The sequence below is a fragment of the Novacetimonas sp. GS1 genome (assembly GCF_036686925.1).
GTDB classification, from domain to species: domain Bacteria; phylum Pseudomonadota; class Alphaproteobacteria; order Acetobacterales; family Acetobacteraceae; genus Novacetimonas; species Novacetimonas hansenii.
Genome location: NZ_VSZP01000001.1, coordinates 351,988 through 375,059, shown reverse-complemented (window position 1 = coordinate 375,059; position 23,072 = coordinate 351,988). Strand labels below are relative to the sequence as shown.

At 57.4% G+C, this 23,072-nt stretch carries 20 protein-coding genes; 12 read left to right on the top strand and 8 right to left on the bottom strand.

Going from position 1 to position 23,072, the window contains the following annotated elements; translation table 11 throughout:
- Positions 1 to 101: 101 nt before the first annotated feature.
- Positions 102 to 1,379 carry an AI-2E family transporter gene (locus FYB92_RS01745; RefSeq protein WP_003616799.1) on the bottom strand — a complete coding sequence of 426 codons (1,278 nt, stop codon included), beginning with the start codon at positions 1,377 to 1,379 and terminating at the stop codon, positions 102 to 104.
- Between the two features lie 317 nt (positions 1,380 to 1,696).
- On the opposite strand from FYB92_RS01745, the gene pqqA reads away from it, so the two are divergent.
- The 6 genes from pqqA (at position 1,697) to FYB92_RS01715 (ending at position 6,436) form a co-directional block, all read left to right on the top strand.
- Positions 1,697 to 1,777: a pyrroloquinoline quinone precursor peptide PqqA gene (pqqA, locus tag FYB92_RS01740; RefSeq protein WP_075595519.1), complete on the top strand. Its 81-nt coding sequence runs from the start codon at positions 1,697 to 1,699 to the stop codon at positions 1,775 to 1,777.
- A gap of 58 nt (positions 1,778 to 1,835) precedes the next feature.
- Positions 1,836 to 2,759 (top strand): pyrroloquinoline quinone biosynthesis protein PqqB, encoded by a 924-nt coding sequence (pqqB, locus tag FYB92_RS01735; RefSeq protein WP_332828071.1) that lies wholly within the window; start codon positions 1,836 to 1,838, stop codon positions 2,757 to 2,759.
- Positions 2,756 to 3,493: a pyrroloquinoline-quinone synthase PqqC gene (gene pqqC, locus FYB92_RS01730; protein ID WP_062808404.1), complete on the top strand. Its 738-nt coding sequence runs from the start codon at positions 2,756 to 2,758 to the stop codon at positions 3,491 to 3,493. Before pqqB ends, pqqC begins: the two co-directional genes overlap by 4 nt.
- Positions 3,490 to 3,777, top strand: a complete 288-nt coding sequence (gene pqqD / locus FYB92_RS01725) for a pyrroloquinoline quinone biosynthesis peptide chaperone PqqD (RefSeq protein ID WP_075631691.1) — start codon at positions 3,490 to 3,492, stop codon at positions 3,775 to 3,777. The genes pqqC and pqqD overlap by 4 nt, the downstream gene beginning before the upstream one ends.
- A complete protein-coding gene (pqqE, locus tag FYB92_RS01720) occupies positions 3,774 to 4,880 on the top strand; it encodes a pyrroloquinoline quinone biosynthesis protein PqqE (protein ID WP_408902328.1) in 1,107 nt (368 codons plus the stop codon). Before pqqD ends, pqqE begins: the two co-directional genes overlap by 4 nt.
- Before the next feature lie 245 nt (positions 4,881 to 5,125).
- Complete coding sequence (locus FYB92_RS01715; protein WP_062808406.1) at positions 5,126 to 6,436, top strand: glycosyltransferase family 1 protein; 1,311 nt, start codon at positions 5,126 to 5,128, stop codon at positions 6,434 to 6,436.
- A 477-nt stretch (positions 6,437 to 6,913) separates the two neighbouring features.
- On the opposite strand, the gene rfaD is transcribed toward FYB92_RS01715, so the two are convergent.
- Positions 6,914 to 7,897 (bottom strand): ADP-glyceromanno-heptose 6-epimerase, encoded by a 984-nt coding sequence (gene rfaD, locus FYB92_RS01710; protein WP_062808407.1) that lies wholly within the window; start codon positions 7,895 to 7,897, stop codon positions 6,914 to 6,916.
- Positions 7,898 to 8,417: 520 nt separating this feature from the next.
- Here rfaD and FYB92_RS01705 point away from each other — a divergent pair.
- From FYB92_RS01705 to rfbD, 3 genes are all read left to right on the top strand, one after another.
- A complete protein-coding gene (locus FYB92_RS01705; protein WP_332828070.1) occupies positions 8,418 to 9,734 on the top strand; it encodes an FAD/NAD(P)-binding protein in 1,317 nt (438 codons plus the stop codon).
- Positions 9,735 to 10,601: 867 nt separating this feature from the next.
- Positions 10,602 to 11,162: a dTDP-4-dehydrorhamnose 3,5-epimerase gene (rfbC, locus tag FYB92_RS01700; protein WP_075632268.1), complete on the top strand. Its 561-nt coding sequence runs from the start codon at positions 10,602 to 10,604 to the stop codon at positions 11,160 to 11,162.
- Positions 11,155 to 12,051: a dTDP-4-dehydrorhamnose reductase gene (gene rfbD, locus FYB92_RS01695; protein WP_075632274.1), complete on the top strand. Its 897-nt coding sequence runs from the start codon at positions 11,155 to 11,157 to the stop codon at positions 12,049 to 12,051. Before rfbC ends, rfbD begins: the two co-directional genes overlap by 8 nt.
- A 463-nt stretch (positions 12,052 to 12,514) precedes the next feature.
- Here rfbD and FYB92_RS01690 read toward each other — a convergent pair whose 3' ends face one another.
- From FYB92_RS01690 to FYB92_RS01670, 5 genes are all read right to left on the bottom strand, one after another.
- On the bottom strand, positions 12,515 to 13,945 hold the full coding sequence (locus FYB92_RS01690; protein ID WP_075632267.1) for a sugar porter family MFS transporter: 1,431 nt from the start codon (positions 13,943 to 13,945) through the stop codon (positions 12,515 to 12,517).
- A gap of 119 nt (positions 13,946 to 14,064) precedes the next feature.
- A complete protein-coding gene (locus FYB92_RS01685) occupies positions 14,065 to 14,619 on the bottom strand; it encodes a hypothetical protein (protein WP_332828069.1) in 555 nt (184 codons plus the stop codon).
- 421 nt (positions 14,620 to 15,040) lie between these two features.
- A complete protein-coding gene (locus FYB92_RS01680; protein ID WP_003616823.1) occupies positions 15,041 to 15,556 on the bottom strand; it encodes a transcriptional repressor in 516 nt (171 codons plus the stop codon).
- 185 nt (positions 15,557 to 15,741) lie between these two features.
- Positions 15,742 to 15,900 (bottom strand): hypothetical protein, encoded by a 159-nt coding sequence (locus FYB92_RS01675; protein WP_003616824.1) that lies wholly within the window; start codon positions 15,898 to 15,900, stop codon positions 15,742 to 15,744.
- A gap of 257 nt (positions 15,901 to 16,157) precedes the next feature.
- Positions 16,158 to 16,652: a flavin reductase gene (locus FYB92_RS01670; protein WP_247067244.1), complete on the bottom strand. Its 495-nt coding sequence runs from the start codon at positions 16,650 to 16,652 to the stop codon at positions 16,158 to 16,160.
- Between the two features lie 125 nt (positions 16,653 to 16,777).
- Here FYB92_RS01670 and FYB92_RS01665 point away from each other — a divergent pair, with 125 nt between their 5' ends.
- From FYB92_RS01665 to FYB92_RS01655, 3 genes are read left to right on the top strand one after another with little or no spacing between them, the layout of a single operon-like run.
- The gene (locus FYB92_RS01665; RefSeq protein ID WP_075632272.1) at positions 16,778 to 17,836 is read left to right on the top strand and encodes an enoyl-CoA hydratase/isomerase family protein; all 1,059 of its coding nucleotides are present in this window, start codon (positions 16,778 to 16,780) and stop codon (positions 17,834 to 17,836) included.
- A gap of 5 nt (positions 17,837 to 17,841) precedes the next feature.
- A complete protein-coding gene (locus FYB92_RS01660; protein WP_247067243.1) occupies positions 17,842 to 19,305 on the top strand; it encodes a protein adenylyltransferase SelO family protein in 1,464 nt (487 codons plus the stop codon).
- A gap of 27 nt (positions 19,306 to 19,332) precedes the next feature.
- The gene (locus tag FYB92_RS01655) at positions 19,333 to 20,814 is read left to right on the top strand and encodes a sugar porter family MFS transporter (RefSeq protein ID WP_332828068.1); all 1,482 of its coding nucleotides are present in this window, start codon (positions 19,333 to 19,335) and stop codon (positions 20,812 to 20,814) included.
- A 92-nt stretch (positions 20,815 to 20,906) separates the two neighbouring features.
- Here FYB92_RS01655 and FYB92_RS01650 read toward each other — a convergent pair whose 3' ends face one another.
- On the bottom strand, positions 20,907 to 22,901 hold the full coding sequence (locus tag FYB92_RS01650; protein ID WP_332828067.1) for a prolyl oligopeptidase family serine peptidase: 1,995 nt from the start codon (positions 22,899 to 22,901) through the stop codon (positions 20,907 to 20,909).
- Positions 22,902 to 23,072 lie beyond the last annotated feature (171 nt).

Genomic DNA, 23,072 nt, shown 5'->3' with positions numbered 1-23,072 from the left:
TTTGAAAAAAGCTTCACCAAAAACTTCTATTCTGTAAATCAAAGCCATGGTTTGCCAAAGGGTTATGCCCTCTGGCGGGTGTCAGAGCAACGCTCTGAGCCTTACTTCCCCGGCGGCTGACTGTCATCCTCATCAATCATGTCCGGTGTGAATAAGGGCGTCGTCGTCGCCCCCCGTGTCGGGCCGCCGACGATGTGGCCGATAGGGGTCAGGATATCGACATGGTCACAGATGATCTTGAATACAGCGAGCAGCGGCACGGACAGGAATGCGCCACCGATCCCCCACAGCCAGTCCCAGAACATCAATGATCCCATGACCAGCACAGGGTTAAGCGTAAAGCGCCGCGCCAGCACCATGGGCGTGATCGTCTCCCCCTCCGTCAGGTGGATGCACAGATAGATCGCAGGCGGCAGGGTTGCCTGCAGGACAGAAGGGAACGTGAACAGCCCCACAAGGAAATAGATGGTGATCCCCATCATTGGTCCGATGATGGGGATATAGTTCAGCAAAAATGCCATCACCCCCCACAGCAGCGGGTTGGGCATGCCCAGCAGCCAGCATTGCAACATGTTCGCAAGGCCGACGAGGAAATTGATGATCGTGATCGTTGCCAGATAGAGCGAGACATTACGTTCGATCTGATAGGCGATCTGCACGGTCCGCCGCTTGTCCGCAAAGGTGGGCATGATCTCCACAAACCGTCGCAGCAGGCTGTCCCCCTGCGCCAGCAGGAAGAACAGCATCAGGATCATGGTAAAGAACTGCCCCACAAACGCCCGCGTTCCCAGCAGCAGGGAGGAGCCGAAGCTGTCGAATCCCCCGCTGGCGGGGGCTGTGGACATCACGATATGTTCGGCGTCATCCCCGCCCGCCTTGGTCGCGTGGTCAAGGTGACTGCCTGCGATGTTCATGAAACTTTCGATCCGCGCCGAGGCGGTGTTGAGCAGGTGGATCGGGCCGCGCAGGAATGCCAGGCGTTCGCCCAGAGCGTTCATCGCCTCTGGCGCGCGTTCAATCCATCCGGCGGCAGGCACCGAAATGGCGGTTCCGATTGCGCCCACGACCCCGAACACCCCAAGGATCAGCACCAGCGCCGCCAGCGGCTTGGGCAGTTTAAGCTTCAGGTGTAAAAAACGCATCGGCGATGACAGCAGCAGGTTCACCACCAGCGCCAGGATCATCGGCAGGATGATCGAAGCCGCGAAATACAGCGTATAGAACACCGCAAGGATGCACAGCACCAGCAGGCATGCGGTCTTCAGGTCCATGCGGGTGTGGCGCATGACCTCCCGCGCGCGATGCTGCTGCATGCTTTCGTAAGTGGGCGTGGCGGACGGCGTTTCAGACGGGGTGGGCATGGTCTCTTCGGGCGGCATGATCCGGCTTCACCTTTGGCAAGACGCAGGGGATCAGGGGACCGACCAACCGGCTTTACCGAGCAAGAAACAGGAAAACAGGCCTAGTCCGTCCGGATTGCCTCCGCAACCCACAACAGTGGCGGGCATTGCCGCTACGCAATTCTTGCAATGGCGGCACGGCACGTATGATGCGGGTACACATGATTGTGAAGCCATTCTTCATCCCACGACGGCGCTTCCCCCTGAGAAGGAGTTGCAAGGTGCCGGATTCAGCGTTCAAATGCTTCATGGATATGAAGGTTTGTCGCCTTCATCGCAGGAAATGGAGAAAAGTCATGGCATGGAATACACCCAAGATCACTGAAGTTCCCCTGGGCGCAGAAATCAACAGCTACGTCTGCGGCGAAAAGAAGTAAGACGTTTTCATCGCCACCCGTCTCGTCACGGGTGGCGATTTGCTTATAAACGTCTGCCATGATCGACATCATCGTTCTTGGCGCGGCTGCTGGTGGCGGGTTTCCGCAATGGAACTCCAACGCCGATGGCTGCCGACGGGCCCGGTCCGGCGACCCCGCCGCACTGCCCCGCACACAGGCTTCGATCGCCATCAGTGGCGATGGAGTGCACTGGTTCATCATCAATGCCTCACCCGACCTTCGGACGCAGATCAGCCAGACCCCTGCGCTGCACCCGCGCGAAGGGCTGCGTTCGACCCCGATCGCGGGCGTGATCCTGACGGGGGGCGAGGTCGATACCATCGCGGGCCTGCTGACCCTGCGTGAACGCCAGCCCCTGACGCTGCTTGCCACGGATATGGTGCTGGAGACGCTTGACGCCAATCCGGTATTTGAGGCGTTGAACCGGCAGGTGGTCACGCGCACGCAACTGCCGCTGGAGCAGGATGTCGCGCTGCATCTGGTCGATGGCGCGCCTGCGGGACTGGGCATCCGTGCCTTTGTGGTGCCGGGGAAGGTGCCACTTTATGCCGAACGTGGGCCGAACCCTGCCGCCATTGTTGAAAATGGCGAGACGATCGGCCTTGAGATCACCGATGGAAAGCGCCGTGTCTGTTTCATCCCCGGCTGCGCGCGCATGACCGACGCGCTGCGGCAGCGTCTGTCGGGCGCGGACCTTGTGTTCTTCGACGGCACGCTGTGGGTCGATGACGAGATGCTGCGCGCGGGCATTGGTGAAAAGACGGGTCAGCGTATGGGCCATATGTCGCTGATGGGCGAAGGCGGCACGTTCGAGGCGTTCCGCGACCTTGAGATCGGGCGCAAAGTGCTGATTCACATTAACAATTCCAATCCCGTACTGCTTTCGGACTCGGTAGAACGCCAGCAGGCCAATGCGCAGGGATGGGACGTGGCCCATGACGGGATGAGGATAACCCTATGACCGGACAGATACTTTCCCCCGACGAACTGGAGGCCGCGCTGCGTGCCATCGGGGCGGAGCGTTACCATAACCTCCACCCGTTCCACCGTGCCCTGCATGATGGCCGCCTGACGCAGGGGCAGGTTCAGGCATGGGCGCTGAACCGGTATTATTACCAGTGCCGGATCCCGGCCAAGGATGCGACGTTGCTGGCGCGTCTGCCCACGGCGGAACTGCGCCGTGAATGGCGGCGGCGTCTTGTGGACCATGATGGCGAGGCACCGGGAACCGGAGGGGTCGCGCGCTGGCTGAAGTTGACGGACGGGCTGGGCCTTGACCGTGCCTATGTCGAGTCGCTGGAGGGGCTGCTACCTGCCACGAAGTTCGCGGTGGATGCCTATGTCGAATTCGTGCGTGACCGTTCCATCCTTGCTGCAATCGCCTCTTCCCTGACGGAACTGTTTTCGCCGACCATTATCAGCGAACGCGTCTCTGGGATGTTGCGGCATTATGATTTCGTCAACAGCGAGACCCTGGCCTATTTCCATCCGCGCCTGACGCAGGCCCCGCGGGATTCCGATTTTGCGCTGTCCTATGTCCGCGAACATGCCCGGACGGTGGAGCAGCAGGAAGCGGTGCTGGGCGCGTTGAAGTTCAAGTGCGGCGTGCTGTGGTCCATGCTCGATGCGCTGGATTATGCCTATGTCACGCCGGGGCGGATTCCGCCGGGTGCATTCCGGCCGACCTGTCCATGACGGATGCTCTGCCCCTGACGCCCGACAGTGTCGTGCGGTTTGCCCGTGGCGTACGGCTGCAACATGACCGCGTGCGCGACCAGTGGGTGATACAGGCGCCCGAACGCGCCTTCCTGCCTGATCCTGTCGCGGTGGAGATCCTGCGCCTGGTCGATGGAACGCGCACGCTTGATGCGATTGTCACCGATCTTGCCGCGCGTTTTGCCGCCCCACGTGACCTGATTGCGCGTGATGTGATGGAAATGGCCGCCGACCTTGTGGCGCGGCAGGTGCTGCTGCCATGACGGAAATGCCCCCGCCCCCGATGAGCCTGCTGGCGGAACTGACGCATCGGTGTCCGTTGCAGTGCCCGTACTGTTCCAACCCGATGGCGCTGGAACCGCGCGCCAATGAACTGACCACCACGCAATGGATCGACATACTGGATCAGGCCGCGGATCTGGGGGTGTTGCAGGTACATTTTTCCGGGGGCGAGCCAATGGCGCGTCCTGACCTGCCTGACCTGATCCGTCATGCCGTGGGGCGTGGGCTTTATACGAACCTGATCACGTCTGGCGTGCTGATGACGCCAGCTTCCTTCGCCGCGTTGGTGGGGGCCGGGCTGGATCATGTGCAACTGTCGTTTCAGGATATCGAAACCGCCAATGCCGAGCATGTGGGTGGCATGAAGGGCGCGCAGGCGAAGAAGATGGCCGCCGCCGCGATGGTGGTGGCCGAGGGCATGCCGCTGACGCTCAATTTCGTCATTTATCGTGAAAATGTCGGACGTGTGGCGCAGATGATCGACGCTGCGGCGCAGATGGGCGCGCGGCGGGTGGAGATCGCCCATACGCAGTATTATGGCTGGGGCCTGCGCAATCGCGACGCCCTGATGCCAACGCGTGAGCAGGTGGAACAGGCCACCCGTGCGGTGGAGGCCGCGCGTGCGCGATATGCCGGGTGCCTGTCCATTGATTACGTTACGCCCGATTATTATGCTGACCGGCCCAAGCCCTGCATGGGGGGATGGGGGCGTCGTTTCGTCAATGTCTCTCCTTCTGGCCGGGTGCTGCCATGCCATGCGGCGGAAAGCATCCCCGGCGTGAAAATCCCTGATGTGCGTGACGCGACGCTGGGTGCGATCTGGGACGAGGCCCCGTTATTTACCATGTTCCGCGGGACGGACTGGATGCCCGCACCCTGTCGCACCTGCGACCAGCGTGAAAAGGACTGGGGTGGGTGCCGCTGTCAGGCGCTTGCGCTGGCGGGGGATGCGGCAGCGACCGATCCGGTGTGTGAGCGTGCGCCAGCCCACGATCAGGTCACGGCAGCCATTGCACGCCTGCCTGAAGTCGCACCGCCGTTTGTCTATCGCCGTTATGCCAATAATGGGGATGACAGACACTGACAGCCTGTATCCTGTCCAGAGAGGGGTATGGAGTATTATTTCCATATGGCAACTATGTCGCGCGAAGAGAAATCGATAAAGGCAATAGAATTGATCCATGATATGTGAGTAAAAATGTAAATATACATCTCTTTTTTGGAATTGAATTGTATATTTACATAAATTTACAAGCTTGATATAAAATTATGATTTATCAATCAAGTTGTGAAGATGATCATAGCGACCTCTGCGAAAGAACGGCGTAAATGACGGACCATAGTTCCTTTCCTTGTTCGATCTGTATTGATGGGTTTAACCTTGCTCTGGAAAAAGGTACAGGGATTGCGACATATGCGCGTGTGCTTTCATATAATTTGCAGGCGTTGCATTGCAGGTTATCCGGGCTATACGGACTGAATTTTCTGGATTCCACGCCTGCATCGTTACGCGAAGTCCTGTTTTTTGATCAGATCGGTCGGGAGAACAGGTGGAAACGTGGGAAATTTCCCACGCCTCACTGGCTGAAGGAATCTTTTCGCGATGTGAGGGGCATTACCGCAACGCCCGTTCCCCTGTCGGGGCGTATCGAACGGCGCATGCATAAGGATCGCCTGCCCGATTTTGAACGCCTGCTGAATATCCGTGGTCTTTTTCAGCGCGCACCGCAATATTTCAACAAGACCGGGAAATTTTTACGTGTCCGTATTCCTAATCCACCACAAATCATGCACTGGACTTACCCGCTTCCAATAATCGTCGAAGGGTCTTATAATATATACACAGTGCATGATATGGTTCCGCTTGTTTTCCCAAGTACGACACTGGATAACAAGAAATACCATTTCAATCTTCTGAAGCGTATTTCAGAAGTTTCAGATGCGGTATGTACCGTGTCGGAATCCAGCAGGAATGATTTTCTTTCGTTCTTCCCGGAAGCGCGGGACAAGGTATTCAATACTTATCAGTCGCTGGATGTCTATTCTGAAAATACGGATGACGCTGAAAAAATTGATATCAGTAAATTCGGACTGATGCCAAAGGAATATTTCCTGTTCTGCGGGTCCTTGGAACCCAAGAAAAATATCGGTCGGATCATACAGGCATTCCTGGCGACACGTTCGTCGCGGAAGCTGGTCATTATTGGCGCCATGGCATGGAAGAATGAGGAAGATAATCGCCTGATTGAATATGGGATCGAACTGGGGCGTATTATCCGGCTTGATTATGTGTCACGGGCTACGCTGCAGAAATTGGTAAGCAGTTCGCGCGCCTTGTTGTTCCCTTCCCTCACGGAAGGGTTTGGGTTGCCGGTCCTTGAAGCCATGGCGCTTGGGGCACCTGTCCTGACAAGCAAGGAAGGAGCGTTGCCTGAAGTTGCCGGTGATGCGACGCTTATGGTCGATGCGTACGACCTGTCATCAATCGAGGCGGGCATTGCCAGACTGGATCAGGATGATGATCTGTGTAAATCGCTCTGTGAAAAAGGTATGTCACAGGCTGAGATGTTCTCCCCAGCCGCCTATCAGAAGAGGCTTGCTGCAATGTACAGGGCTGTTCTGGCGCATGCCCGAACCTGATGAGTGAACGGGCAGGCGTCATGGATGCCTGTCTTTAGAAAATTGGTAAAATCACAAAAGTTTCTTGGGCGCTTATTTTGGAAAACTGTCTTTAATCAAAGATGTTTGGGAAATTTTTCCAGAAACTTTTGTGATTTCACGGCGATCGGATGGAAGGGGCGTTTTTGTAAAAATGATGAAAATTTGTTATGAAATCAGGTTTTTTTTGTATTCCATAAAAATTCCTTCGCGACTTAGAGACTGTTTGAAAAGGCAAGTCCGATAAGATCGTGAAATCATAAAAGTTTTTGGTGAAGATTTTTTCAAAAAGCTTCGCAAGATGTCGCCGTTTTCGATCGAAAGACAACACCAAAAATCGTTTTCTATTGTTTATCAATGCGTTGTTTTCAAATAATATTCAAGGCCTTTTAGGAAAGGCTTCACAAAAAACATTTATAATTTCAGGATGTTATTAATCCTGACTTTTCAAACAGCCTCTTATCGATAGGGGTCGTCCGTATCGAGATAGGTCCGCACAAAATGCGCGATGGCATCCTCCAGCCTGGTGCCCGGCCTGTTATAGCCATCTGTGCGCAGGCGTGTGTCATCGGCCTTTGTAAAATACTGATATCGTGGTCGTATTTCTTCTGGCATATCAATGAAGCGGATACGGTGTTCCTGCCCCAGAACATCGAAGATGGCCCCGACCAGATTGCGAAAGCTCCGTGCCTGGCCGCTTCCGACATTATAGAGGGCTATCCTGTGGGATTGATCCAAAAGCCACAGGATCACGCCAAGAATATCTTCCACATACACGAAGTCGCGTAACTGTTCCCCATCCTTGTAATCCGGATGGTGGGAACGGAAAAGGTCAATGGTTTCGCCTGCTTTGATCTTGTCGAAATATTTCGACGCCAGACTCATCATCGACCCTTTATGCTGTTCATTAGGGCCAAAGACGTTGAAGAATTTGAGGCCCACGCAAACAGGGGGCAGCTTCTTCCCGCTTTCCATCCGGGTTGCGACCACCTGATCAAACAGATGTTTGCTCCAGCCATAAAGGTTAAGCGGTCGCAAAGTCCGCAGATGGGCCAGTGACAGGTGATCGCTGAACCCCTGTGTGCCATCGCCGTATGTTGCCGCGGACGAGGCATAGATCAGCTTGACACCACGTGCCGTGCACCAGTCGAGAAGGGAGAGTGAGAAACGGAAATTACTTTCCATCACCTCATCGCCATCCTTGGCAAGGGTGGAGGAATTGGCACCCATATGGATAACCGCTTCGATATCTTCATGCTGTTCCAGCCATGACATGAGTTCATGGGGGGGGACGATATCCTGGATCACACGTTTGCGTAGGTTATGCCACTTTCCATCATTTCCCAATGTGTCGCAGACCACGACATCCATCCGCCCCACTTCATTGAGGGCAGCAACAATGTTTGAACCAATAAAACCGGCTCCACCCGTTACGACGATCACGTGAAATTTTCTCCCTGCCTCAAAGTCGAAAATATACGAATCCCCCTCATGATGGTAGCGCCAGTGTCGGAATCCTATACGGATGCCTGAAAACGGTCCTGGTTTGACAGGGGTGGCGATAAGAGGCTGTTTGAAAAGTCAGGCTCAATAACATCATGAAATTATAAAGGTTTTTGGTGAAGCTTTTTCTTAAAAAGCTTCAGAAGACGCCGCCTTTTCGAAAAAAGTCGGCGCCCCAAAACTTTTCTTATTTTTTATCAATGAGTTGTTTTAAAACGCTCACTAAACGATTGGGAGGCCCCGGCATAGTGTCAGCGACGTCCCAAGTCATTCCAGTCGTGTCAGGCAGGTAAGGCCGTTTGCATCCCAATCCGCACCACCGTCAGTCCTTCGCCAAGCATAATTCAGACGATGCGTTGCAAAACTTTGTTTCTTTTCCATGGATTGACCAAGGGAGGCGAAGATATGCCGAATGGTGGTCCGGCCGATGTCAGCCCAGCCTGTTGTGAGAAAGGATCATATGAAAACCCGGATTGCGATCATCGGGGGCGGGGCGAGTGGCGTTCTTGCCGCCCTTCATCTGGCGCGCAGAACTGATCCTGCGGGATTACTGGTTATCGAACCCCGGAAGGGCCTTGCACGTGGCGTTGCCTATTCAACAACGGAATCTGCCCACCTGTTGAATGTGCGCGCGGGCAATATGGGCGCGTTGGCTGATGCACCGGAAGATTTTGTTGCATGGCTGTCACAGCGTGGGGATGGGGCGGCGGATGGCACATCTTTCATGCCGCGTATGCTGTGGGGGGAATATCTGGCGGCACGGTTCGCCACAAGTAATGTCCCTGTTCTTCATCAATGTGTGACCCGGCTGGAGAAACGTGGCAATTCGGCCATCCTCCATATGGATGACGGCAGCAGAGTAGAGGCAGGAAGAACGGTTCTTGCCATGGGACATGCGCTGCCGGTGGATATTCCATGTTGTGATGACGTTGTCCGTAACTCGGGACGATATATCCGGGCTGTCTGGGACACATGGCCCCGCTGGCCAGAGGCGGATGCACCGGTTGTCCTTGTCGGTTCCGGCCTGACCGCGATTGATATCCTGCTGCGCCTGAGGGCCGGAGGATATGGCGGTGTTATCACGATGATCTCGCGCCATGGCCTGTTACCTTGTGCGCATGGCCCGGTTGAATCCGTGCCTGCCCCGGTTATTCCCATGGATACGTTGCCCACGACACGGCAGTATCTGCATCACGTGCGTCTGGCCCTGAAAGATGGTGTATCGTGGCGGGCAGCCGTGGATTCATTGCGGCCCTGTAGCAATGCCCTGTGGGCGCGTTTGTCGGACAAGGAGCGATGGCGGTTCCGCAGGCATCTTTTTCATCGCTGGCATACGGCGCGCCATCGTATGGCCCCACCTGTTGCGCGGCGGATCGTCGAAGAAATGGCTTCTGGTCATCTCATTGTCCGCCGTGGCCATGTGGCGGCCGTGTCAGGGGATCGCCATGGCCTGCGGGTTCATGTACGAGCCAGCGAGGGGGAATATCATCTGATGGCCGATATGGTCATGAACTGCACGGCACCGGATACGAATTTCGGTCGCGTGGATAATCCGCTGTTGCATGAACTGTTTGCTCTTGGCATGGCGGTTCATGGTGATCTTGGCAGCACCTTTGCGACTGATGCCAACGGTGCGCTTTTTGGTCATGATGGGCAGGTGTCACCATGGCTGCATGCAATTGGCCCGTTACGTGCGGGAAGCCTGTTTGAAACTACGGCCATTCCTGAAATCCGCCAGCAGGCGCAGGCTCTGTCTACTTTTTTGTTTCCCACATAATATTGGGATACCGGAGAAGATTTTTAGAGATTTTTTAAAAACAAATCATTGATAAAAAATAAGAAAAGTTTTTTTGGTGCAGCCTTTTTTAAAAGACGGCGTCTTCTGAAGATTTTCAGGGGAAATTCACTAAAAATATTTGTAATTTCAGCATGTTATTGAGGGTAATTTTTCAAATAACCTCTTGAAGACGGTTTAAAAAGCTAAGTCCTATAAGATCATGAAATAACAAAAGTTTTTGGTGAAGATTTTTTCAAAAATCTTCGAAAAACGTCGCCTTTTTTGATCGAAAGGTAACACCAGAAAACTTTTTCTATTTTTTATCAAAGGCATGTTTTCAAATATTCCCTTAAAAAATCTAAGGTCAGAAACACGCGCGTATTACAAAAGATTTTTTCGTTTTCACTTCTGTAGTATTATGTTTATGGCGCAGTATATTTCTATCAAAATCCCGTTTTCAGGAGGATGCATATCATGACGCTTGATTATGTCACCAAGAGTTTTTTTTGATGTGTGTTTTTTTAAATCACTGTATTTATAATATGTTGCAAGGAACATCCCGAAGATTTCCCAAGGGTCATGCAGGCTCCACGGGGAAGTGTTCTGTATTTTGCCTACTTCATTTAAAAATACATTACTAAAAAAGAAAATATTAAAAACAGGCATAAAGATTTTTCCATTTTTCCTTGAAATTTTGTGTCTGGGCAGCCCGTCCAACATCCATGAATCGTGTTCCTATGCCTTTATTTTCCTGTGCCTGACATTCATATCGCGGCAACTTTTCTCTTCTACCTTACCGATACAAGTCCTGATCCCGGAGCCTGATGAACGTCTGATGTCCGGGACGATATGATTGAGGTGCGGAGAATGAAAATCGAACGTCTTGCCATACCTGATGTCATTCTGGTGACGCCAGCGCGTTTTGGTGACACTCGCGGCTTCTTTTCCGAAACCTACAACCTGCATCGGATGGCGGATGCCGGCATCCATGCCCCGTTCGTGCAGGATAACCAGAGCCTGTCGCGGCATAAGGGGGTCGTGCGCGGACTGCACTGTCAGCTTGCGCCCCATGCGCAGGGCAAGCTTGTGCGGTGTACCCGGGGGGCGATCTGGGATGTCGCGGTGGATGCGCGCATGGGCTCACCGACCTATGGGCAATGGGTTGCGGCGGAACTGTCGGAAGATAACTGGTCACAGCTCTGGCTACCGCCGGGTTTCCTCCATGGTTTTGTCACTATGAGCGATAATTCTGAGGTGCAGTACAAATGTACGAGCCTGTATGACAAGGCATCGGAACGCGCTGTGATCTGGAACTGCCCCGAATTGAAGATCGACTGGCCCATCGCGCAGGAGGGTGCGATCCTGTCGGACAAGGATAAAGTCGCGCCCGGTTTTGCCGCGGCCCATGGATGGTTTCCCCATGCGTGAGGCCCCAACGCTGAAACCGGTTCTGGTGACAGGGGGCAATGGTCAACTTGCCGTCTCACTGGCCGATGTAGGAGGGGCGCGCGTGATTAAGGTCGGTCGTCCAGATTTCGATTTTGACCGACCTGAAACCATCGACGCAGTGGTCGCGCGGTATGATCCGGCCTTTGTGGTGAATGCTGCGGCGTGGACTGCTGTGGATGCGGCGGAAACCGAGGTCGCTGCTGCATCCCGTGCCAACCAGACCGGGCCTGCTATTCTGGCATCGGTATGTGCGACGCAGGGGTGCGGACTGATCCATATATCGACGGATTATGTCTTCGCCGGGGATAAGGGCACGCCGTATGTGGAGAGTGACCCGACCTCACCCCGCACGGTCTATGGCGCAACGAAGGCGGCGGGGGAAACAGTAGTTCTGGCAGCATGCCCACAGGCCATCATCTTGAGAACTGCGTGGGTGTATTCGGCGCATGGCAAGAACTTCGTTAAGACCATGATCGCCGCCGGGGCCAAAAACCCGAAATTGCGTGTGGTGGGCGATCAGTTTGGCAACCCCACCAGTGCTGATGATCTTGCGCAGGCCATCTTTGCCATCATCGCCCGGATTGAAGAAACGGGATGGCAGGTGGCTTATCCCGGCGTTTATCACGCCACCGCGCAGGGGGAGACGACATGGCATGGTCTTGCGGTCGCCACGTTGGAACAGGCCGCCCGTCACGGTCAGACACTGCCGGAAATAGAGGCTATCCGCACGCAGGACTGGCCCACTCCGGCGGAAAGACCGAAGGATTCCCGCCTGGATTGCACGAAGTTGAAGCAGGTGTTCGGGGTCAGTCTGCCGAACTGGCGGCAGTCTGTGGCGCGGACAGTGGACAGGGTTTTGGGGGCTTGAAATTGGTGCGACAGGCCATGGGTTCTACAGGCCGGGACCTGCCCTGAAACCGGCCAGAGGGCTTTGCCCTCTGGAAACCGTGATTTGGTGCCGGGGCAGGTGAAAAAGCCTGCACTTCCTATACAGAGCCGGGATATTCCGGGTTTTCACAATTCAGGGGCAGACCGGAATATCGTGAAAATATCAGAATTTTTCAGTGAATATTTTTCAACATGCCCCAAGGGGGGCTGCCGTCCTTGAGAAATGCAGCACCCCAGAATTTTATTTTCTTAGAGACTGTTTGAAAACAAGCTGTTGATAAAAAACAAGAAAATTTTTGGGCGCCGCTTTTTCTCAAAAAGGCGGCGTCTTCTGAAGCTTTTTGGGAAAAGCTTCACCAAAAACCTTTATGATTTCAGGATGTTATTGATCCTGATTTTTTAAACAGTCTCTTATGGGAATGATAAGGTCCGTAAACCACAGTTCATGACGGCCCCGTCGCGGTGGTGGCCTGTGTCGCCTTGCGCGAGGGTTGCCCGATCTCGCGCAGTGGTAGGCCCGCCATCAGGCGCTTTTCAATTCCTTCAAGGCTCATGTCCCGCGTTTCAGGGATGAAGCGCCACGTCACGAATACGAACGCCAGGTTGAACGCCGCGAACATCCAGAAGGTCGGGCCATTGCCGATCCATTGCAGCAGCGACAGGAAGGTCGCGCCGATAATCATGTTGGCGATCCAGTTGGTCAGCGTGGAAATGGAAATGCCAAGGTCACGCCCCTGCAGCGGCTGCACCTCTGAACACAGGACCCAGATCAGGGGACCAGCCGACATGGAAAAGCCTGAAATATAGATCATCAGCATGAACACGGCGATGATCTGCTCCCCCGGTCCCAGAGGCAGCGCATTGAGCAGTACCCCAAGGCCCCCCATACCGACCGCCATGATCAGGAATCCTGAATACAGGATCGGCTTGCGCCCCCATCTGTCCACCAGCCCGATGGCCACGAATGTCGCCAGCATGTTCACCAGCCCGACCATCGCCGTGCACCACAGTTGTGCCGGGCCGACATATCCCGCCAGGGCAAAGATCTTGGGCGCGTAATACATGACCACGTTCACGCCAGCCAGTTGCTGCATGATCTGCAACCCCATTCCCAGCAGGATGGAACGGCGGAAATTACGGTTTGCCAGTAATGCCCAGCCCTTCTGCTTCTGCTGGAGCTGGTCGCTGATGCTCTGGATTTCGCGTCGGGCGTCGCTGCGGCTGTCACGCAGGTTGACCAGCACCTCCAGCGCTTCGCTGCGGCGGTCTTTCATCATCAGCCAGCGCGGGCTGAAAGGCAGGAACAGCGCGCCGATCAGGAACAGCACCCCCGGGACCGCCGCCACGGCGAACATGCCGCGCCAGTTGCCGGAATAGCCGAAGAACGTATTGCTCATGAATGCCAGGAAGATGCCCACCGTAATCATCAACTGATAGGTGGAGATCATGGCCCCGCGTGCGGTCTCGCTTGCGATTTCCGACAGGTAGAGCGGCGCGGTGAAGGCCGCGACCCCGATTGCCAGCCCCATGACCGTGCGGCCCATGATCATCGACGGCACTGACCATGCCAGCGCACACCCGACGGAGCCAAGCACGAACACCACCGCACCCACCAGCAGCGTCCGCTTGCGCCCGATATGGTGTGACATCCATCCTGCGCACATTGATCCCACGGCCGCGCCTGCCATCATGGAACTGACGATCCATTCCTGCGCCACGGTGGAGGCATGGAATTCCTTGGCCACGAAATCCAGCGCGCCAGAAATGACACCGATATCCAGACCAGCCATCAGGCCCGCCAGCGCCGCAAGGCACCCGATAATCACGGAGCGCATGCGCGATGACCCCACAGGCTGCGTGACGGACTGATTCATATGTAATGATCCTTCATTTATTTTTTCTTCGTGATCAACTGGTGGTGGGCGATGGCCCCCATCGGTTTCAGCTTAAATTCGCGATGGCGCAGGTGGGCTGGCCTGTTTCAATTCCTGTTTCAGATCGGCGCGGCGCGCGTCACACCAGTCAGGAAGTAACATGGAACCCCATAGGCACGGGTATGATCAGGATCATTTTCAACCAGATCATTCACCATAAAACGCCGCAGCCGCAGGATCGCCACACCGCCTTCATCCGATATCGCCTCCATATCCTCGCTCATGTCCACGTACCATGCCATGACGCCTGGCCGCTCCGTCAGGGATACGGGCGTGCGGGGGCTGATGGACAGGCCATGCGCCAGCATGGCATCGGCCTGTGACGAGGTCGTGACGATATAGAAAAAACCGTCCGTGGCGTCGGCAGGCCCGAAGTGACGCAAGGGGACGGGGGACAGGCCGATTTCCGTCGCATCAAGATGCGTAACCCGGCGGGGTGGGACCGGGACGGGTGGCAGGGGACGCGCGAACAGGTCTTCCTGTCCTGCTGGTGGGGTGTCAGGCGGGCGTGGGGTGCGCTTTTTCGGGGCGGGTACCGACCCGTTGTCCCGCGGGGCGGTGGGGGGATGCGGCAGGGGCAGTTCGCCCGTTTCGTTGCGACGCGAACGCGTCATCGCGACACTCCGCCCGGCTGCGGGACTCTGTGGTTTGTGCCCTGCCTGCCGCCCCTATGGTGGCAGGTGGACCCGCATCATGCCGGGAAATGCGATGGGGATGCAATTACTGTAATGTGGGGTGGGGTCTGTCGTTGGCGGGGGCTGAAACGCGCAAGAAATATTAGAGACTGTTTGAAAAGTCAGGCTTGATAACATACTGTAATTATAAAGGTTTTTGGTGAAGCTTTTTCTAAAAAGCTTCAGAAGACACCGCCTTTTTGAAAAAAGGCGGCACCCAAAAACTTTTCTTATTTTTTATCAATGAGTTGTTTTCAACCAATCTCTTAAAGGATGCCGTCCCCTGAAAAAACGCCATGCCTGAAGATCTGGCGGGCCTGTTTTGTGCATACTGTTTCGAAAATATTGTCAGGAAATATTGTCAGGCACAGGCGGCGCAGATGCCCTCGGCCTCTATGGTGGAGGTACGGATGCTGAATTTGCGTGCCTGTGTCGCGGCTACCAGTGCATGGACGATCTGGCTGTCTTCAAGTTCGGTGACATGCCCGCATCGTGTGCAGATCAGGAATTGCGCACTGTGGAGATGGTTTTCACAGTCATGTGCGTTGTGGAGCATATGACGGCAGGCGACGAAGGCTGACAGGCGTTCGATCTTGTGAATCAGGCCGTGTTCAAGCAGGAAATCCAGCGCGCGATAGACGGTGGGCGGGGCGGCCCCCTTCGTATCGCGGCGCAGGCGGTCAAGCAGATCGTACGCCCCGACCGGTCGGTCCGCACTCAGGACAAGCCCCAGCACCTGACGCCGCTGCTGTGTCAGGCGTGCGCCATGGCGACGGCACATGTCATGCGCGCGTTCCAGCATCTGTTCGACCGCGGGGGTAAAGGTCGGGCCGTCACCTGCTGTTCGCGCATCGTCACGACGATCATCATTGCCCATCTGTCCGGCTTGCTCCTGTCATCCCGTGGGAAGGATATACGCCTCAATCCTGCGGTGATGAAGCCCCGGCACTGTGGGCATGGCCTGCGGGGGAACATCTGACAGGTATCGGGGTGTCTCTTGGGCAAAGGATGACACCGGGGAACGCCCATCTTCCTGATGATGGTATGGTCGGGTGGCGTTTTTTAACGCGGCAGTGAACTGTCCCACCACGCCATGATCAGGATGAATACTGTCACCCCCACCTGTATCCCGATCAGTACGCGCCACGACACGACCGGAACGTCCGGTCCGTCGTCCCCGTCCTGCCGTGTCGTGTCGTTGCGTGGTCTGGGTATGCGCATCCGCCGTATCCTGCCATGTCCGGGAAGATCCATACGGTCGCAAAGGGATTAATTTCACGTAAAACCCATGTCCGGGACGGCATGGTGGCATGTCCTGGATGGCGGATGGAAACATGTCCCCCCGACAACCTGTTGAAAGTCATGAATGTTTTTCGTGAATCTTTTTTCGCAAAGCATCAACAGATGTCGCCCCTGTTCCAGAACGGGCGACATCTGAAATTTTCATTTCTCGGTAACGCGGTGTTGGTAAAACTCTTTCAGGCTTCGTCGGACGGAGGCAGCATGTGATAGGTGCGGTTGAAGTAGATCAGGCCACCATGGCTGTCCCCGGTGCGCAGGCTTTCCACCGCGCCGAACATCACGCTATGCGTCCCGACCTCCACGATGCGCTCGATCCGGCAGTCAAAGGAGGTCACGGCTTCCGCCAGAACAGGGGCCCCGGTCGTCAGCGTGGCCCAGTGGCCGGAGGTGAAGCGTTCATGCTGCTCCTGTGCGGAGGCGAACACGCCGGAAATCTCCTGCTGTGCTGCGGACAGGACGTTGATGCACATCGCCGCCCCTTCACGAAAGCGCGGGCGGATGCGCGATGCACGGTTGACACAGACCAGCAGGGTCGGGGGGGTGTCGGTGACGGAACATACCGCCGATGCCGTGAAACCGGCCGGGTCCTCCAGCGTGCCGGTCGTCACCACGCTGACCGCCGCGCCCAGTCGCGCCATTGCATCCCGATAGGTCCGGGCGTCGATACCCATACTGTTTCCTGTTCTTCCTGACGTCACATGATCGCGCGTTGATTAAAACATGCCCCTGACGGGGGTTCCGTTTCCTTATTCTGTCATGCTTGAAGAAGATCGACAATTCGGGAGACGCCGTTGCGATGACACATGAAACGCTGCGCATTTCACGTCACGGGCATCTGGGGCGCATCACGCTGGACCGCCCGCGCGCGCTCAATGCGCTTGATATCGGCATGATCGAGGCGATTGCCGCCTGCCTTGCCCGCTGGCGGGAGGATCGCGAGGTCCGCACCATTGTAATCGACAGCACGTCTTCACGCGCTTTCTGCGCCGGGGCGGACCTGCGTGCGCTCATCACGCTGTTGCGGGCCCAAGGGGCCGGGGCCGCGCGCGCGGTTTTTCGCACCAGTTACCGTCTGGTCTCCATGCTGGCGGGATATCCCAAACCGGTCGTCTCCTTCATGGACGGCATCGCGATGGGCGGAGGCATCGGGCTGGGCGGGCATGTACGCCACCGGATTGTGACGGAAACTTCCATCCTTGCCATGCCGGAGGTCGCGATTGCCCTGACCCCGGATGCGGGCGGGTCGTACCTGCTGTCGCGCGCGCCGGGCCTGTCGGGCCTGCGTCTGGCTGTAACGGGGGGGCGGATGGATGGGGCGCAGGCCATCGCATGTGGCTTTGCCGACCGGATGGTACCCTCGTGCGATCTGGCGCAGTTGGTGGATGACCTGGCGCGTCATCCGGCGGGACGTGTGCTGGACCTTGCGTCACATGTGTCGGTGGCCGATGGCGGGTGGGGGGACGTTGCGGGGATTGACGCCGTGTATGATGCGCCGGACATGGGGGTGGTGGCCGAACGCCTGCGTAACTGCGATGCGCCGTGGGCGCAGGCCGATCGCGCCGCGCTGGCACAGGCGGACCCGTTCGCGGTAGAACTGGCATGGCGTGCATTTTTCGCGGCGCGGGCGTTGCCAAACCTTGATATGGTGCTGGAGCAGGAGTTCCGCCTTGTCTGCGCGTTGATCGAACGCCCGGATTTTGCCGAAGGAGTCCGGGCGCGCCTGATCGACCGCGACAATGCCCCGCAATGGTCCTGCCGTGATGGCGATGCGGTGGATATGCGTCAGGTCGCCGCCTGTTTCGCATCTGCCCCCCTCTCGCTGGACCTGCCTGTCCGATCCCATTCCCAAGGTTGAAGCCCATGCCCTTTTCCCCTGACTATCGTCCTGACACACGGCACATGACCCTTGGGGATGCGTTTTACGATCCGGTGCGACCGGCTGACTTTCCGGCCCATATCCTGCGGTTTCGCAATCAGGACGCGGCGGCGCGCATTGGCCTCGACACGCTGACGGGGGCGGAGTGGATTGCCCATTTCGGTCGGTTCGACCCCCTGCCCGGCAGCCTGCAGCAGCCGCTGGCGCTGCGCTATCACGGCCATCAGTTCCAGTCCTATAACCCCGACCTTGGCGATGGGCGCGGTTTCTTGTTCGCGCAGTTATATGATGCGTGTGATGGGCGGTTGCTTGATATCGGGACGAAGGGCAGCGGTACAACCCCATGGTCCCGTGGGGGAGATGGACGCCTGACGCTCAAGGGGGGCATGCGTGAAATCCTGGCGAGCGAAACGCTGGACGCGATCGGTGTCACCACCTCGCGCAGCCTGAGCGTGATCGAGACGGGGGAGGCGCTGCACCGCGGGGACGAGCCGTCGCCCACGCGTTCATGCGTGCTGGCGCGGCTGGGGCATTCGCATATTCGTATCGGCACGTTCCAGCGCCTTGCCGCGATGCAGGATACGCCATCGCTGCGCCGTCTGCTCGATTATGTGGTGGCGACGTACTATCCCGCCCTGTCGGGCGCGCAAGACCCGGCGGCAGCCCTGTTCGATGCGCTGTGTACGCGCCTTGCATTGCTGACGGCGCAGTGGATGACGGCCGGGTTTGTCCATGGGGTGCTTAATACCGATAACATCAATATCGCGGGTGAAAGCTTTGATTACGGTCCGTGGCGGTTCGCTACGCATTACGACCCCTCATTCACGGCTGCCTATTTCGATCATTCCGGCCTGTATGCCTTTGGCCGGCAGCCCACGGCGATGATGTGGAATCTGGCGCGGATGGCGGAATGCCTGCTGCCATTTTCGGAAATGGAGAAAATAAGAAGTATTTTTGAAAATTTTCCGCAAAGATACGAAAGATTCCTCGATATTTGTACCCTGCAACGCCTTGGTATAAAGGAAATATCAAGAAATACGTCCACAGAATTGCGCGAATCCGTTTGGTCTTTTCTCGAAGAAAGCACGATCGGGTTTGAATTTCCGTTCTTTGACTGGTATGGTGGTGCCATCAGTCACGACCGTGCCATGTCTGGACCGAGGAAGTATTTCTACGCCTCTCCTTCCTTTCAGACGTTGCGAAGCCAGATCGAAAACCATCCGCCACGTGCGGGTGTCGATGTTACGTTGCCCTATTTCACGCGCGACGATCCATGCACGATGTGGATTGATGCGGTGGAGGACATATGGCGCCCCATCGCCAGCGACGATGACTGGTCCGCGTTCCATGCGACCATGGCGCATGTCGATGAAATGAAGTCCGCCCTTGGCGCGGCGGGGCATGTCCGGTGCGAAACGGATGGAACCCTGCGTGACGCCGGGAATTAAACAGACACCAAGCCATAAGGAACAGGCATGCAGAATTATTCCCCACAATCCCCGGCCGCCCCCTCGGCGCAGCCTGAACCCATTCCCGATCTGTCCGACCTCGAAATCTCGCCCAACGCACAAAAGACACTCTGGCTCGCAGCCATCGTGGCCGCCATCTGTGGTGGCCTCTATGGCTACGATACCGGTATCGTCTCTGGCGCATTGCTGCTGATTACGCGCGATTTTCACCTCAGCAGTTTTTATCAGGAAATGGTGGCCTCCGCGATCCTGGCGGGGGCGGTCATGGGGTCGTTCATCACCGGGTGGATGTCTGAACGCTTTGGACGGCGTAACTCCGTCATGATCGTCACCGCGGTGTTCGTCACTGGCGCGCTGGCCTGTGCATGGGCACCTGATGTCTATGCCCTGATCGCCGCACGCGTGTTCCTTGGGCTGGCGGTGGGGGGCTCGACGCAGGTCGTGCCGGTGTACATCTCCGAACTGGCACCGGCGAAAAAGCGCGGGCACATGGTCACGATGTTCAACATCGCCATCGGTGTCGGTATTTTTGCCGCCAATGTCATCGGCTTTGCCGCGCGTGATGCATGGGGATGGCGCCCGATGGTGGCGATCGCGGCCATCCCGGCGGCGGTTGTCTTTGTTTCCATGTTCTTCCTGCCCAAGAGCCCGCGTTGGGCGGCGGAGAATGAAAGCCTTGATTCCGCCATCGAGCAGTTGCGCCGCATCCGCACCACCCGGCGCGAGATCCGCAAGGAGATCAAGCGTATCCAGGTGACTGCAAATGACGATGCGGCCGCTCATGAGAGTGGCTGGCGTGGGTTGATGCAGTCATGGGTGCGACCCGCGCTGGTTGCCGCGCTTGGTGTTGCGTTCTTTACGCAGGCTGGCGGGCTGGAGATGATGATCTATTACGCGCCGACCTTCCTGTCGGATGCGGGGTTTGGCAGTTCGGCCGCCCTGCTGGCCAGTATCGGCATCTCCATCGTCTATCTGGTCATGACGGTACTGGGGTCGAATATCGTGGATCGTATCGGTCGCCGTCGTCTTGTGCTGGTGATGGGGCCGGGTTCGGTCCTCAGCCTGATCGGGCTGGGCATCATGTTCCTGATCCACCCGGACAAAGGCAGCATCGGAAGCTGGATGATCATCATCTTCATGCTGCTGTTCATGGTGTTCAACGCGGGCGGCATTCAGGTCGTCGGCTGGCTGCTCGGTGCGGAGATGTTCCCCCTGTCGATGCGTGGCAATGCCACAAGCCTGCATTCCGCCATGCTGTGGGGCAGTGACCTGCTTGTAACCAGCACGGCGCTGACGCTGGTGTCCACCATCACGCTGGGTGGGACGATGTGGTTCTATGCCGGGGTTAATCTGGCGTCGGTGCTGTTCATCTATTTCTTCGTGCCCGAAACACGTGGCGCCTCGCTGGAGGATATCGAGGATGCATTGCGCGAGGGACGTTTCCGCCCCACGCGTGAATCCTCCGCCATCGTCGCGGAAGAGGACTGAAAGGGTTAAAGTCTCTGGTGTCGCCTTTTTTCAAAAAGACGGCGTTCCTTGACGCTTTTTGAAAGAAGCTTCACCAGAAACTTTGCTTTCATTTACCGCAGGACGACGTGTTCGCCGTCCTGCGCCGTGGGCAGGCCGAGCACCTGGCGGTAGAAATCGAGTTCCAGTTCAAGGGCGCGGCGCACTGTTGCCTCCTTGCGGAATCCGTGCCCTTCCCCTTCGAATTCATACTGTGCGCAGGTGATGCCGCGTTGCCGCAGGGCCCGCGCCATCTCGTCCGCCTGTGCGGGCGGCACCACCTTGTCATCCAGCCCGTGCAGGAACAGGACCGGCACATGGATATCCGCCGCCTGCGTCAGGGGGGAACGCGCGATATAGGTGTCCTCGTCCTGCGGATAGGGGCCGATCAGGGAATCGAGGTAGCGGGATTCGAATTTGTGTGTCTCCTGCGCCAGTGCGCGCAGGTCGGTCACGCCATACAGGCTGGTGCCGGCGGCGAACAGGTCGGAACGCGCCAGCGCGCCCAGCACCGTCAGTCCACCTGCACTGCTGCCACGGATGACGATGCGTTTCGGGTCCACCAGCCCCTGTGTCATCAGGTGCTGGCATGCGGCGATGCAGTCGTCGATATCCACGATGCCCCATTCGCGTTCCAGCCGTTCGCGATAGGGGCGACCGAACCCGGTGGACCCGCCATAATTGACATCCACCACGGCAAAGCCACGTGACGTCCACCATTGCACCTTGAACGAAAATGCCGGGTTCGCCCGTCCTGTCGGCCCGCCATGCGCCATCACCACCAGCGGCGGCAGCGTTCCTGTCACGCCGCAATATCGTGCATTGGCGGGGGGATAGAAAAAAGCATGTCCCGTTCCCGCCGCCGCATCGGACAAGGGGAAGTGTAGGGCCTGTGCATGGGCGATATCATCCGCCGCCATCGGCAGTGTGATCGCCCGGCGCAGGACGGTGGGGGCCTGTCCCGGTGCGCCGCGCATGACCGATGCGGCATCGTCTGGTGGTGTATCCAGCCACGCCAGCATCCCATCCGACAGCGCGACCGGGCATTGTGTGGGGAAATGCAGGTCCACCGGTGTGGCGGCGCCATCGCGCAGGACCAGCATGCGGTTTTCCCCATCGCGGATGGCAAGGGCAAGGATTGATCCATCCGGCAGCGGGCAGTAACTGCGCAGGCCAAAGATCCATTGCGGCAGACCTATTTCCGCCTGCATGGGCACCACCGGTACCGCCGGGGAGGCATTTGCGACATCGAAGCGGTAGAGGTTCCACCATCCGCTGATGTCCGATGATGCCAGCAGGTTCCCGTTCGCCTCCCACCGGGGTTCGATGACGGATCGTGCCGTCCCGTCATCACCCGCCAGCGTCCAGGGGGCGGCAAGGCGGGGCATGTCTGTTCCCTCCTGCAACAGGGAGGCCGCGCGCAGGCGGGTTGCGTCCCATGGCATATTGGGATGGTCCCACTCCACCCATGCCATAAAGCGTCCGTCAGGCGACGGGCGGGGGCTGGCGAGGAAATCCGGTCCCATCACCAGCGCCGTGCCGCCATTATCCGTGGGGTCTGCATCCGCGCCGCAGTCGAAGGCAACGATGGCGGCTGCGGCCTCCCCATTCGTGTTGTGGTCTTCGCGCACGCAAAAGACGAAACATCCATCCGGGCTGAGTGCGAAATCGGCAAAGCGCAGGCCATCCATTCCGCCAAGCGCACGCGGCGCGGCATCACCGTCGATCAGCCATACCGAACCGTCGGCCCGGTTGCTGAAGACGACCCGTCCCCCCGCGGCGGTATAGGCCCCGCCCCCATATTCATGGACGCGCGTGCCGACATCGAATGGCGGCGGCGTCATGTCGCGCGTGACGCCCGCACGCCAGCGCACCAGCACGCGGCGGCCTGCCTCGGCCGGGCGTCCCTCAATCCAATAGATGTCCGCCCCATCGGCCCGTACGTCCGACAGGCCCAGCGTTGCCCCGGCGACGAGATCCGCGCTGATGGGGGATGGCCATGTGCCATAGGGAAGGGAGGTCCGGTCCACCGGACTGGATGTGCCCGGATTGGATATGCAAGGAGCCATGTTTTATTCCTGCCATCGTCAGAACGTCGTGATAGAACTTGGCATCTGGGGGTGGTGCCGATATTCCCCCTCCTTGTCCCTCATGCACCACACTTGCCACAAGACGGGTAAAGTCCACTGCTTCAGCATTTTGAACAGCTTTTTCAGCATTATGGCTATGGCGTAATCGGC

What these genes read in the sequence shown, in the direction of transcription:
- FYB92_RS01670 (WP_247067244.1), bottom strand. Translation starts at nt 16,652, where the DNA reads ATGGGTATCGACGCCCGGACCTATCGGGATGCAATGGCGCGACTGGGC.
- pqqB (WP_332828071.1), top strand. Translation starts at nt 1,836, where the DNA reads ATGATCGACATCATCGTTCTTGGCGCGGCTGCTGGTGGCGGGTTTCCG.
- FYB92_RS01745 (WP_003616799.1), bottom strand. Translation starts at nt 1,379, where the DNA reads ATGCCGCCCGAAGAGACCATGCCCACCCCGTCTGAAACGCCGTCCGCC.
- FYB92_RS01655 (WP_332828068.1), top strand. Translation starts at nt 19,333, where the DNA reads ATGCAGAATTATTCCCCACAATCCCCGGCCGCCCCCTCGGCGCAGCCT.
- rfbD (WP_075632274.1), top strand. Translation starts at nt 11,155, where the DNA reads ATGCGTGAGGCCCCAACGCTGAAACCGGTTCTGGTGACAGGGGGCAAT.
- FYB92_RS01650 (WP_332828067.1), bottom strand. Translation starts at nt 22,901, where the DNA reads ATGGCTCCTTGCATATCCAATCCGGGCACATCCAGTCCGGTGGACCGG.
- pqqA (WP_075595519.1), top strand. Translation starts at nt 1,697, where the DNA reads ATGGCATGGAATACACCCAAGATCACTGAAGTTCCCCTGGGCGCAGAA.
- FYB92_RS01660 (WP_247067243.1), top strand. Translation starts at nt 17,842, where the DNA reads ATGCCCTTTTCCCCTGACTATCGTCCTGACACACGGCACATGACCCTT.
- rfbC (WP_075632268.1), top strand. Translation starts at nt 10,602, where the DNA reads ATGAAAATCGAACGTCTTGCCATACCTGATGTCATTCTGGTGACGCCA.
- FYB92_RS01715 (WP_062808406.1), top strand. Translation starts at nt 5,126, where the DNA reads ATGACGGACCATAGTTCCTTTCCTTGTTCGATCTGTATTGATGGGTTT.
- pqqC (WP_062808404.1), top strand. Translation starts at nt 2,756, where the DNA reads ATGACCGGACAGATACTTTCCCCCGACGAACTGGAGGCCGCGCTGCGT.
- FYB92_RS01680 (WP_003616823.1), bottom strand. Translation starts at nt 15,556, where the DNA reads ATGGGCAATGATGATCGTCGTGACGATGCGCGAACAGCAGGTGACGGC.
- FYB92_RS01690 (WP_075632267.1), bottom strand. Translation starts at nt 13,945, where the DNA reads ATGAATCAGTCCGTCACGCAGCCTGTGGGGTCATCGCGCATGCGCTCC.
- FYB92_RS01675 (WP_003616824.1), bottom strand. Translation starts at nt 15,900, where the DNA reads ATGCGCATACCCAGACCACGCAACGACACGACACGGCAGGACGGGGAC.
- pqqD (WP_075631691.1), top strand. Translation starts at nt 3,490, where the DNA reads ATGACGGATGCTCTGCCCCTGACGCCCGACAGTGTCGTGCGGTTTGCC.
- FYB92_RS01665 (WP_075632272.1), top strand. Translation starts at nt 16,778, where the DNA reads ATGACACATGAAACGCTGCGCATTTCACGTCACGGGCATCTGGGGCGC.
- FYB92_RS01685 (WP_332828069.1), bottom strand. Translation starts at nt 14,619, where the DNA reads ATGACGCGTTCGCGTCGCAACGAAACGGGCGAACTGCCCCTGCCGCAT.
- pqqE (WP_408902328.1), top strand. Translation starts at nt 3,774, where the DNA reads ATGACGGAAATGCCCCCGCCCCCGATGAGCCTGCTGGCGGAACTGACG.
- FYB92_RS01705 (WP_332828070.1), top strand. Translation starts at nt 8,418, where the DNA reads ATGAAAACCCGGATTGCGATCATCGGGGGCGGGGCGAGTGGCGTTCTT.